Below are 11,625 nucleotides of genomic sequence, written 5' to 3' on the forward strand. Positions count from 1 at the left end.
GCTGTCCACCGACGGCGAGGGGCTGCGGCGCCTGGCCGCCGACGAGCTGGGGCTGCCCACCGCGCCGTTCTGGTTCGCCGGCTCACTCGACGAACTCAGGGCCGTAGCCGCCCACGCGGGCTACCCGCTGCTGGTTAAGCCGGTGGGGGTGGTCGCCGGTCAGGCCCGGTCGCTGGTGTCGGGGCCCGACGACGTCGAACCCGCCTGGCAGCGTGCGGTAGCGGCCGGTGGGCGGGTCACCAGCACCCGGGTGCTGGCCGAAACCGTGGTCGAGGTCGACTACCACGTCACCCTGCTCACCGTGCGCAGCGACGGGCCGAAGGGGCCGGTAACCGAGTTCTGCGTGCCGATCGGCCACGGCGAGGCGACCGGCGACGTCCGCGAATACTGGCAGCCGCAGCAGATGAGCAACGCTGCGCTGGATGCCGGCAAGTCGATCGCCGCCCGGATCGTCAAAGCGCTCGGCGGCCGCGGGCTCTTCGGTGTCGACTTGATGGTGCGCGGCGACGAGGTCTACTTCTGCGATGTCACCGCCCGCCCCTATGAGAGCGGCCTGGTGACGCTTCGCACCCAGCGGCTGTCGGTGTTCGAGCTGGCCGCCCGCGCGATCCTCGGTCTGGCGATCGACACCATCATGATCTCGCCGGGCGGTGCCCAGGTGATGTATGCCGGGCGCGAAGCCCTCGAGCCCAGGGCCGATGGCCGTGCCCTGGCCGACGCCCTGCGGGTACCGGAGAGCGACATCCGGGTTTTCGCTCACCACGAGCCGGAAGCGCCGCGCAGGCTGGGGGTGGCATTGGCCACCGCGCCTGACGTGTCGACCGCGCGTGATCGCGCTCGTCAGGTGTCGTCCGCGCTGCGCAGGTTGTGGCAGCCGGCGAGTTCGCCGGGGCCCAGTTGAGTATGCGAGACTCACGCAAGTGAGCTACGCAGGAGATATCACTTGCCAGCAGGCCTGGAAGCTGCTCAGTGATAATCCCGAGGCGGTGCTGGTCGACGTGCGCACCGACGCCGAATGGCGCTTCGTGGGAGTGCCCGACTTATCGAGCCTCGGCCGCGACGTCGTCTACGTCGAATGGAACCGCGCCGACGGAAAGCGTAACGAGAACTTCCTCGCCGAACTCCTGGAGCACGTCCCGCCGCGCCAAGACCGCCCGGTGATCTTCTTGTGTCGCTCGGGGAACCGGTCGATCGGCGCGGCTGAGGCCGCTACCGAAGTCGGCATCACCCCCGCATACAACGTGCTGGACGGTTTCGAGGGCCATCTCGACGAAGCTGGTCATCGGGGAGGGGCCGGCTGGCGGGCGATCGGGCTGCCCTGGAAGCAATCATGACGCGCGCCGGCGACGATGCAGAGCGCAGCGATGAGGAGGAGCGGCGCAGATTGACCGAGCGCTCGGCCCGGACCCCGGAACCGCTGCCCGACGGCGTGGGACCGGCCACCATCGGCGTGCGCGGCGGAATCATCCGGTCGCAGTTCGAAGAAACCGCTGAGGCGCTATATCTGACCTCGGGCTACGTCTACGAGTCCGCGGACGCCGCGGAGAAGGCGTTCGCCGGCGAGACCGACCGCTACGTGTACTCGCGCTACGGCAACCCCACCATCAGCATGTTCGAGGAGCGGCTGCGCCTGATCGAGGGCGCGCCGGCGGCATTCGCCACCGCGAGCGGCATGGCGGCGGTGTTCGTCTCGCTGGGCGCGCTGCTGGGTGCCGGCGACCGGCTGGTGGCCGCGCGAAGCCTCTTCGGGTCGTGTTTCGTGGTGTGCGACGAAATACTGCCGCGGTGGGGTATCAAGACCGTCTTCGTCGACGGCGACGACCTCGCTCAATGGGAGAGAGCCCTCTCCGAACCAACTCAGGCGGTGTTCTTCGAGACACCGTCGAACCCGATGCAGTCGTTGGTAGATATATCTGCGGTCACCGAGATGGCGCATGCGGCGGGCGCGAAAGTCGTGCTGGACAACGTCTTTGCCACACCGCTGCTGCAGCAGGGCTTCCCGCTCGGTGTCGACGTGGTGGTGTACTCGGGTACCAAGCACCTGGACGGGCAGGGCCGGGTGCTCGGCGGGGCCATCCTCGGCGACAAAGAGTACATCGACGGCCCGGTGCAAAAGCTGATGCGCCATACCGGTCCGGCGATCAGTGCCTTCAACGCATGGTTGCTGCTGAAAGGTCTTGAGACACTGTCGATTCGGGTTGAGTACGCCAACGCATCGGCGCAGCGGGTGGCGGAGTTCCTGGAGAGCCACCCGGCGGTGAGCTGGGTGCGCTACCCGTATCTGGCGTCGCATCCGCAGTACGACCTGGCCAAGCGCCAGATGTCGGGCGGTGGCACCGTCGTCACCTTCGCGCTCGACGCACCAGAGCAGGTGGCAAAACAGCGGGCATTCGAGGTGGTCGACAAGCTGCGGCTGATCAATATCTCCAACAACCTCGGTGACGCGAAATCGCTTATCACTCACCCGGCGACGACGACGCATCGCGCGATGGGACCTGAGGGGCGAGCCGCGATCGGGCTGGGCGACAACGTGGTGCGGATCTCGGTCGGGCTGGAAAGCACCGACGACCTGATCGCCGACCTCGACCAGGCCCTGCGTTGACGCGGTTCGCCGAGGTTGACGTTTAGCCGCCCGGTACTCGAACTTCCGCTGCAAACCGTCGATTTCGACACCGCGCGACGCTGCGGTGACGGCCAGATAACAATTCTCAACGCAAACTAGCCCGACTCGCTAAGCAGATACCGGGGATTCGGCCTCGGCCAAATTATGGTCACTTCGTGTACCGTCGAACGGTCCTCAAGCTACCGCTGATGCTGGCAGGAGGCGCTGCACTGGCCCGAGCACCGCGCGCCGCTGCGGAACCGCCCCGCGCAACCGGCGAGGCAACCCGGTGGTCACCGGATCGTGCCAACCGCTGGTATCAAGCGCAAGGCTGGCTCGTCGGTGCCAACTACATCACCTCGAATGCCATTAACCAGCTCGAGATGTTTCAGTCGGGCACCTACGACCCTCGGCGCATCGACACCGAGCTGGGTTGGGCGCGCTTTCACGGGCTCAACACGGTGCGGGTCTTTCTTCACGATCTGCTGTGGGCGCAGGATCACCGGAGCTTCCAAGTTCGTCTTGCGCAGTTCGTGACCATCGCGGCGCGCCACCGCATCAAGCCGCTGTTCGTCTTGTTCGACTCGTGTTGGGACCCGTTGCCGAAATTGGGCCCGCAACGCGCACCACGACCGGGGGTGCACAACTCCGGCTGGGTGCAGGGCCCGGGCGCAGAACGACTCGACGACCGCCGCTACCTCCGCACGATGTACGACTATGTCACGGGAGTGGTGAGCCAATTCCGCAATGACGACAGGGTCTTGGGTTGGGACGTGTGGAATGAACCCGACAACCCCGCGCGCGTGTACAGCTCGGTTGAAAGGAAAGACAAACAGCAGCTTGTCGCAGACCTGCTTCCGCAGGTGTTCCAATGGGCGCGTTCGGTGAACCCCAGTCAACCGTTGACCAGTGGCGTGTGGGAAGGTGCGTGGGCAGACCCCGCACAGCGCAGCACAATTGCCGGCATACAACTGGACAACGCCGACGTTGTCACCTTCCACTGTTATGGCGAGCCGGTGAACTTCGAGAGCCGGATCAATGAGCTCACCCCCTTGGGTCGGCCCATCCTCTGCACCGAGTACATGGCTCGCCCGTTGGGCAGCACTATTCAGGGCATCCTGCCAATTGCGAAGCGGTACAAAGTCGGTGCAATCAACTGGGGCCTGGTTGCCGGGAAGACCCAGACCTATTTCCCGTGGGACTCGTGGGATCACCCGTACCCGGCAATTCCCGACCCGTGGTTCCACGACCTGCTACGTCCCGACGGAAGACCCTTCCAGGACAACGAGATCCAGGCGATTCGGTCGCTGAGTCTCGGCACCGCGTCCTGAGCGCGGCTAACCGGCTGCCTCCTGCTCGGCTTCCTCGGCGCGCTCAGCGGCGGCCAGGGCGCCCTGCTCCTGCTCGCCGAGCCTGCTCATCGCCAACCTGGCGTAGATCATCTGGCTGGTAATGGCCATCTGGCTGCGGCTGCGGCCGAGGAAGGTTACCGCCCAATGGATCAGGGTGGTGAAGCGGTTCTTGAACCCAACTAGATAGACCAGGTGCAGCACCAGCCAGGCCAGCCAGGCCAGTACGCCACCAAACTCCAGCTTGCCGACCTGTGCGACCGCGCTGAACCTGGACACCGTCGCCATGCTGCCCTTGTCGAAGTACTTGAACGGCGCGCGCTGGGCGGGATCGTCATGGCCCTTCAGCGCACGCTTGATGCATTTGGTCGCATACTTCGCGCCCTGGATCGCGCCCTGCGCCATCCCCGGCACACCCGGTACGGCCATCACATCGCCGACCACGAACACATACGGGTGGCCCTTGACCGTCAGGTCTGGCTGCACCAGCACCCGGCCGGCGCGGTCGACCTCGGTCCCGTCAGATTGCTCGGCGAGGATCTTGCCCAGCGGGCTGGCCTGCACACCGGCGGCCCACACCTTGCACGCGCATTGGATGCGGTGTTCGCTGCCGTCTTTGTCCTTGACCGTAATACCTTGATAGTCAACGGCAGTCACCATTGCGTTGAGCTGTATCTCGACGCCCATCTTTTCCAGCCGGCGCTGCGCCTTGCCGCCGAGGTTTTCACCCATCGCCGGCATCACTGCCGGCGCGGCGTCCAGCAGGATCACCCGGCACTCGCTGGGATCAATGGTGCGAAACGACCCGGCCAGGGTGCGCTCGGCGAGTTCGGCGATCTGGCCGGCCAACTCGACGCCCGTGGGCCCAGCGCCCACCACCACGAACGTCAGACGGCGTTGCCGCTCAGCCGGGTCGGTGCTGACCTCGGCGGCCTCGAACGCGCCCAGAATCCGGCCGCGGAGCTCCAGCGCGTCGTCGATGGTTTTCATGCCTGGCGCGTAGGTGGCGAAGTGGTCGTTGCCGAAGTAGGACTGTTGAGCGCCGGCAGCGACGACGAGGCTGTCGAACGGTGTGACGGTGTGCATGGTCATGAGCCGCGACGTCACCGTCTGCTCAGCGAGGTCGATGCCCTCCACGTCGCCCAGCACCACCCGGATGTTCTTCTGCTTGCGCAGAATCAGCCGGGTGGTGGGGGCGATCTCACCCTCGGACAAGATCCCGGTGGCCACCTGATAGAGCAGCGGCTGAAACAAGTGGCTGGTGGTCTTGGAGATCAGGGTGACGTCGACGTCCGCCCGCTTCAACGCCTTGGCCGCGGTCAGCCCGCCGAAGCCGGAGCCGATGATCACCACACGATGCCGGCCGGCAGCCCCCGTCATTGTCCGGCTCCCCGCGGCTCTGGCGGACCGGCAGGTTCAGCTGCGGTCGGACCGGCCGTCCACGCCTGCGGCTCGGCCTGAGCCGCAGGGCTTTCCGCCTCGATACGTATTCCCGATCCGCTGGGCACCTGGCGGCCGTCACCGACTCGGCTCCACGGGCGAACGCTGGCCTCCGCCATCTCCAAGGCCTTGTCCGTGAACACCCGATAGCCCAGATGCGGCTTGTAGCCGTGGATTTCAGCGATATCGAGGCTTCGCATGAACGACAGGATCTGCCGGCTGAAGACCTGTCCGGGAACCAGGACCGGGAATCCCGGCGGATACGGGGTGACAAAGGTGGCTGAGACCACCGGTTGACCGGACTCCATCTTCTCTTCCACCTCGTCAGCACTCAGGTATTCGCACAGGCTGTCGTCGTAGCCGAGGTAGAACGCCCGGCGAAGATCACCGTCCGGAGTAGAACCCGTTCTCTCGCCGTCCTTCTCGATGAAGCAGGCGTGAAATCCACTGAAATCGGGCAGCGACGCCGACGGTGTCGTCAACCGCAGCACGGCCCGCTCGTGGTGCGCGCGATCGGTCAAGCTCATGTCGGTGATCCGATCGTCGAGTTCTTGGGCCAGCTTGACCAGGATCTCGACCAGGTAGGCCACCGAGCTTCGGGTGGTGCCGATGTTGGTCATGAACAGCACGGTGTTGCGCGATGTTTTGTTGATCTGCACCCCGTAGCGGTCCATCAGCTCCGTGCGTTTGAACGTGTCGCCGTCGATTCCGGTGAGCCCGATGTACAGGGTGATGCGACTGGGGTCGAGCACGAACTCGTCTTGGCGCCAAGCGGTGGCCATGTTCGTTAAGCCAGTGCGCAGTGGCTGGTCCAGGCCGGAGGGGCGGAACTGGTCGGGAATCATCTCCGCCGTCGACAGACAATGCATGTACTTGCTCAGCAGCGGGTGTTTGTCGATCGCATCCCGCAGTTGCATCGCGTTCTCGACCTGCTTTTGCACCAGCTCCATGCCTTCTAGGTCGGCTTGCCGCCGGCCGATGTCGAGCGATGCAAGGATCTGATAGTTCGGCGAGGTGGAGGTGTGCGCCATGTAGGCCTCGTGGAAGGTCTCCTGCACCTTCTGATCGAAATCCTGGTCGAAGACGTGGATCATGGAGCCCTGCCGCAGCGAGGTCAGCGTCTTGTGGGTGGATTGGGTGGCGTACACCCGGACCCGAGCGCGGGCGGGATCAGGCAGCAAGCGGGTATCGAGCAGCGTCTCGTCGTGCGCGCCGGCGAGCTGTTCGGCGTGGTCGAGGTAGGCCTGCCGATACTCCGGCGAGCGCAACCGCTCGCGGATCACCCGCGCCGCGTTCATCGCCGTCCGTTTGCGGTAGACGTGGTGGAACCGCGCGAAAGCGAACCATGCTTCATCCCAAAGGAATACCAGATCCGGCTTGATGGCCAGACATTCCTCCATCACCCGCTCGACGTCGTAGACGATCCCGTCGAAGGTGCAGTTGGTCAGGGCCAACAGCTTGACCCGCTCTAGTTTTCCGGCCGCACGCAGCGCCAGCAGCCGGGACTTGATCTCGCGCAGCGGCACCCCGCCGTACATCGAATACTGGTTGAGCGGATAGGCGTCCAGATAGGTGACTTGCGCGCCGGCCATCATCAGCCCGTAGTGATGGGACTGATGGCAGTTGCGGTCGATCAGCACGATGTCGCCGGGCGCCACCAACGCCTGCTCGACGATCTTGTTGGCCGTCGAGGTGCCGTTGGTGACGAAGTAGGTCTGCCGTGCGCCGAATGTCTTGGCCGCCAACTGCTGTGCCTCGCGCAGCGGCCCGGTCGGCTCCAGCAACGAGTCCAGGCCGCCACAGGTTGCCGAGGTCTCCGCCAAAAACAACTCCAGCCCGTAGAACTGGACCATGTCGGAGATCCAGTGCGAGTTGACAATCGACTTGCCCTGCGAAATCGGCAACGCGTGAAATACCCCGGTCGGCCGGTGGCTGTATTCGCGAAGAGCACTGAAAAACGGGGTCCGGTAGCGCGCTGCAACACCCTCGAGCAGCGACAGGTGCCGGTCGAGTGTGCCTTCCCCGGCGTGGAACACCCGGCGGAAGTGGTGGCCGAGCCGCGCAGCGACGTCCTCCACTTCGAGCTCGGTGATCAGGTAGAGGTCGATCTCCGGGCGGGATTCCCGCAGCGCTTCGGCCAGAATCACGGCCCGTTCCTCGGGCGTGTGATCGGCGAGGTCTTCGGCGACGTGGGCGTCGCAAAAGTGCGCCAACGCTGAAATATCTCGGCGCGAGCGATGCGAGAATCGCCGCGTTATCGCGCACGCCTGCACGTTGGCGTTCAGCCGGGCGGCGATCACTGCTTCGTCACCGCTGCCGACGACCAAAATCTAGTAGAAGAACGAGTCGTCCGTTAGGATACATCATCGAATCTCGTTGGCTAGCGCCCGTTCTTCCGCCTCGCTCATCGTCGCCACGATCAGCAGCTCGAAGTACGGCCGCGTAGGCCGGCGGTGGCCCAGCACCTCGGCGATCGCCGGACCCGCATTCAGTGCCTCGTTCTCGCCTTCCAGCGGTGATCCCAGCGCGCCGGTGCGGTAGGACTCGGTGACCAAGGCGCGGTTGATCTTGGCGACCGTCCTGCCGAATTTGTCGAATGCGCCGGTGGCGAAGAGGCGGTGCGTCTGGTTGAACACATGAATGCCGGGGAAGGCCCAGTAGCGTTCGAACGGCCGCAGCGCAGCCAGCAGCCCCTCCACGATCTCGATGCTCGGCGCGGGATCGCGTCCGCGCGCAGCGGCGGTCGACAACCGCTCGCTGGCTTCTTCCAGCCGGCACCAGGCGTCAGCGCGGAATTGCCATGCGGTGTTGTACGCGTGAGGATTTACGTCGGTCATCTCCGAACCTCCGCCCCGCTTGATCGTTATGCCACGAGGCTATGCCAGTCACCGCAGTTCAGGCGGAGTTATTCAGCGACTCGACAGCTGACGCACGCTTAGTCGTCGTGCTCGACGACTCCGATCGCGTGCTGCGCACGGTCCTCGTACGCCTGCCTGGCTTCGCTGTCGACGTGCAGGAATACCGTGTCGTTGCCCATCTTCTTGTTGAGCCAGCGCCGGCCCCGGGCCGGCAGCAGCGCGGCCAGTGTGGCGATGTAGCGGCCCGAAAACGGCACTGACACTTGGGTTTTGGGCTTATCGAGCAGTTTGACGACGGCGGCGGCGACATCCTCGGGCGCCACCGGCTTCTGCGCGGCGCTGGGATGGGTACCGGAGATCAACTCGGTATTGGTGAAGGTGGGCAGTACCGCGCTGACGGTGACGCCGTGCGGGGCGACCTCGTCGGCCAGTGCGGTAGACAGGCCCACCACCGCGAACTTGGTGCCGGCGTAGACGACCTGCCCGGGCACGGCCACCATGCCGGCCATCGACGCGATGTTGACGATGTGTCCGCTGCGGTGTTGCACCATTTCCGGCAATACCAGCTGGCAGCCGTTGAGCACGCCGTAGAAGTTGACCTCGATCGCCGATCGGATCGCCTGCTGCGACTGCTGCAGGAAGGCGCCGACCGGCATCACCCCGGCATTGTTGATCAGCACGTCGATGCGCCCGCCGCCGTCGGCGCGGGCCTTGTCGAGGAACGCCGCGAACGACTCGCGGTCGGTGACGTCGAGCGGATGACCCGACACCGAGCCCAGACCGGCGAGCCCGGCCAGGTCTTTTAGGGCCTTCTCGAGGACGTCGACGTCGCGGTCGCCGATCACCACCCGCGCACCCCGCGCCAGCAGCGCTTTGGCGGTGGCGTGGCCGATGCCGCGGGCAGCTCCCGTGATCGCGATGGTTTTGCCGCTGATGTTGTCCATGACGACGGACTTTACAGCTGTCAAGTTCCTGGCGGGACGGTTACCCGGTCGGTGACTCCTCGTCCTGCTCGGCGGCCTCATAGGCGATATCGAGCCGCTGTTCGGGACGACGCGTTTCGGTGCGAAGCGCCTGGCTGTAGTAGGCCTTGTCGGCGTCGATCAGCGGCGGCTGAACGATGCTGCGCGGCCACAATCGGTTGGTGCGAACGACGTCGAATTCGATTGCATAGACGATCACCGTTGCCTGCAGCGCCAGCCACGCCAGCAAGCCGAGCACCGCGCCGAAGAAGCCGGCGACGGCTTGGGCGTGGCGCAGCTGGTGGGTGACGATATCTCCGGCGGCCATGAGCAGCAGCTGCCAGCACACGGCGCTGATCGCGGCGCCGGGAAGCATGGCGCGGGTGACCACTTGACTGGCCGCCGAGGCACGAAAAAGCAGTAGGAAAAACCCGGTCCCAAGGGCGCTGCCCACGACGAAGCTGACCGTCCGCGCAGGCCAGCCGCCGAACCCCCACGACGCCGCTTTGACCGCCGCAGCGCTCGAGGCGCCGGTCACAACGACGATCAGCCCCAGCATCAATAGGGTCACCACGGTGCGCACATACCGGTGCGGAAAGCCGGGCCAATCCACTTTGGGAACGGCCCACAGCGTGTTGAGCGTGTTCTGCAGCGAGTAGGCGAATCCTCGCGCACCGTAAAGCGAGCCCAGGATGCCGACGGTCAGCGTGAACGTGTTCCCGAAGTGCTCCACACCCAGTTGCTGGTGGATCTGGCCGCCGACGATCGGGAACTCCGCAAACGCCGAGTTCACCAGGTGCTGTTGCAGTTTCGGGTGCGACCGCAGTACCACGCCGACGATCGCGGTCAGTGCCAGCAGCAGCGGAAACGCCGCGACGAAGCCGTAGTAGGCCAACAGCGAGACGTGATAGCCGGCCTGGTCGTCGCCGAACTTCTTGATCACCGCGATCGGGAACCCGACCACGGGATGCCGCTGCTGCCACTCGTCGAAGCCACGAGCGGCCCGCTCTATCGGGTTCATCGCCTAGCCCGCCACCTCCGCATTTGTGAACTGCGTATACCCAGAAAGAGTTTTGCTCATTGTGAACGTAAGCCATATCTGCTGGGATTTCGCTTTGGTTAGTCTTTCTTGATGCCAAATAGCCAGCCAGCGGTCCTGAACACCGCGCCGACGGACGCGCGGCGCGTCGACGAACTGCGGCTTTTGGAAGCCGAAGCGGTGCACATCATCCGCGAGGTGGTCGCCGAGCTGGAGCGGCCGGTGCTGTTGTTCTCGGCCGGCAAGGACTCGATTACTCTACTTCGGCTGGCCGAAAAGGCATTTCGGCCGCTGCCACTGCCGTTCCCGGTCATGCATGTCGACACCGGTCACAACTTTCCCGAGGTGATCGAGTTCCGGGACCGCAGGGTCACCGGCCGCGGGCACAGGCTGATCGTCGCTTCGGTGCAGGAGTCCATCGACAGCGGCCGTGTGCCGGACCCGGGTCCCGGGGCATCGCGCAACCGGGCACAGACCCGCACCCTGCTCGACGCCCTGGAAGCCGGGGGCTTCGACGCGGCCTTCGGTGGTGCCCGCCGCGACGAGGAGCGCGCTCGTGCCAAGGAGCGGATCCTCAGCTTCCGCGACGAGTTCGGCCAGTGGGATCCCCGTGCGCAGCGCCCGGAGCCGTGGTCGCTGTACAACGGCCGGATCAAGAAGGGCGAGCAGGTGCGGGTATTCCCGCTGAGCAACTGGACCGAGCTCGACGTGTGGCGCTATATCCAGCTGGAAAACCTCGAGCTGCCGTCCATCTACTACGCACACGAACGCGAGGTATTCGAACGCGACGGCATCCTGTTGGCGGTGTCGGAATACGCCGAGCCGGGACCCGCCGAAAGCTCCGCGGTGGAGTGGGTGCGCTACCGCACCGTCGGCGACCTGACCATCACCGGTGCGGTGCGCTCGCGCGCCACCGACATCAGCAGGGTCATCGCCGAGATCGCAGCGGCGACGGTGTCTGAGCGCGGCGAAACCCGCGCCGACGACCGCACCTCGGCCGCCGCGATGGAAGACCGCAAGCGCGAGGGCTACTTCTGATGGCGGGCGCGGAAAAGACCCTGCCGCCCAAGGGCATAACGCGGCAGCTGCTGCGCATCGCCACCGCCGGCTCGGTGGACGACGGCAAGAGCACCCTGATCGGGCGGCTGCTGCACGACACCGACAGCCTGCCCGTGGATCACCTGGCGGCCGTCACCGGCGACGACGGCATCGCCGACCTGGCCGCGCTGTCCGACGGCCTGCGCGCCGAACGTGAACAGGGCATCACGATCGACGTCGCCTACCGATTCTTTTCCACCGATACCCGCAGCTACATCCTGGCCGACACTCCCGGTCATGAGCGCTATACCCGCAACATGTTCACCGGGGCATCCAA

General features: G+C 65.4%; 11 protein-coding genes. 6 read left to right on the forward strand and 5 right to left on the reverse strand.

What is annotated here, in order from left to right; translation table 11 throughout:
- From ACFE99_RS16235 to ACFE99_RS16250, 4 genes are all read left to right on the forward strand, one after another.
- A partial coding sequence (locus ACFE99_RS16235) for an ATP-grasp domain-containing protein (RefSeq protein ID WP_375487042.1) occupies positions 1 to 901 on the forward strand: 901 nt, incomplete at its 5' end.
- A 19-nt stretch (positions 902 to 920) separates the two neighbouring features.
- Positions 921 to 1,334: a rhodanese-like domain-containing protein gene (locus ACFE99_RS16240; RefSeq protein WP_375487044.1), complete on the forward strand. Its 414-nt coding sequence runs from the start codon at positions 921 to 923 to the stop codon at positions 1,332 to 1,334.
- On the forward strand, positions 1,331 to 2,602 hold the full coding sequence (locus ACFE99_RS16245) for an O-succinylhomoserine sulfhydrylase (protein WP_375487046.1): 1,272 nt from the start codon (positions 1,331 to 1,333) through the stop codon (positions 2,600 to 2,602). The genes ACFE99_RS16240 and ACFE99_RS16245 overlap by 4 nt, the downstream gene beginning before the upstream one ends.
- Before the next feature lie 176 nt (positions 2,603 to 2,778).
- Positions 2,779 to 3,933 carry a 1,4-beta-xylanase gene (locus ACFE99_RS16250; RefSeq protein ID WP_375487048.1) on the forward strand — a complete coding sequence of 385 codons (1,155 nt, stop codon included), beginning with the start codon at positions 2,779 to 2,781 and terminating at the stop codon, positions 3,931 to 3,933.
- Positions 3,934 to 3,939: 6 nt separating this feature from the next.
- Here the strand turns inward: ACFE99_RS16250 and ACFE99_RS16255 are convergent, their stop codons facing one another.
- The 5 genes from ACFE99_RS16255 to ACFE99_RS16275 form a co-directional block, all read right to left on the reverse strand.
- Entirely contained in the window at positions 3,940 to 5,331 is a 1,392-nt protein-coding gene (locus ACFE99_RS16255) for an NAD(P)/FAD-dependent oxidoreductase (RefSeq protein ID WP_375487050.1), read from the reverse strand.
- Entirely contained in the window at positions 5,328 to 7,718 is a 2,391-nt protein-coding gene (locus ACFE99_RS16260; RefSeq protein WP_375487052.1) for an aminotransferase class I/II-fold pyridoxal phosphate-dependent enzyme, read from the reverse strand. The genes ACFE99_RS16255 and ACFE99_RS16260 overlap by 4 nt, the downstream gene beginning before the upstream one ends.
- 36 nt (positions 7,719 to 7,754) lie before the next feature.
- Positions 7,755 to 8,228, reverse strand: a complete 474-nt coding sequence (locus ACFE99_RS16265) for a hypothetical protein (protein WP_375487054.1) — start codon at positions 8,226 to 8,228, stop codon at positions 7,755 to 7,757.
- Between the two features lie 98 nt (positions 8,229 to 8,326).
- Positions 8,327 to 9,193 (reverse strand): SDR family oxidoreductase, encoded by an 867-nt coding sequence (locus ACFE99_RS16270; protein ID WP_375487056.1) that lies wholly within the window; start codon positions 9,191 to 9,193, stop codon positions 8,327 to 8,329.
- 40 nt (positions 9,194 to 9,233) lie between these two features.
- Complete coding sequence (locus tag ACFE99_RS16275; RefSeq protein ID WP_375487058.1) at positions 9,234 to 10,232, reverse strand: YihY/virulence factor BrkB family protein; 999 nt, start codon at positions 10,230 to 10,232, stop codon at positions 9,234 to 9,236.
- A 111-nt stretch (positions 10,233 to 10,343) separates the two neighbouring features.
- Here ACFE99_RS16275 and cysD point away from each other — a divergent pair, with 111 nt between their 5' ends.
- Both cysD and ACFE99_RS16285 read left to right on the forward strand, forming a co-directional pair.
- A complete protein-coding gene (cysD, locus tag ACFE99_RS16280) occupies positions 10,344 to 11,288 on the forward strand; it encodes a sulfate adenylyltransferase subunit CysD (RefSeq protein ID WP_375487060.1) in 945 nt (314 codons plus the stop codon).
- Positions 11,288 to 11,625, forward strand: a 338-nt coding sequence (locus ACFE99_RS16285; RefSeq protein WP_375487062.1) for a GTP-binding protein, incomplete at its 3' end; no start/stop codon positions are given. The genes cysD and ACFE99_RS16285, both read left to right, overlap by 1 nt.

It is taken from the genome of uncultured Mycobacterium sp. (genome assembly GCF_964249325.1).
In the GTDB taxonomy this organism is placed as follows: Bacteria; Actinomycetota; Actinomycetes; order Mycobacteriales; family Mycobacteriaceae; genus Mycobacterium.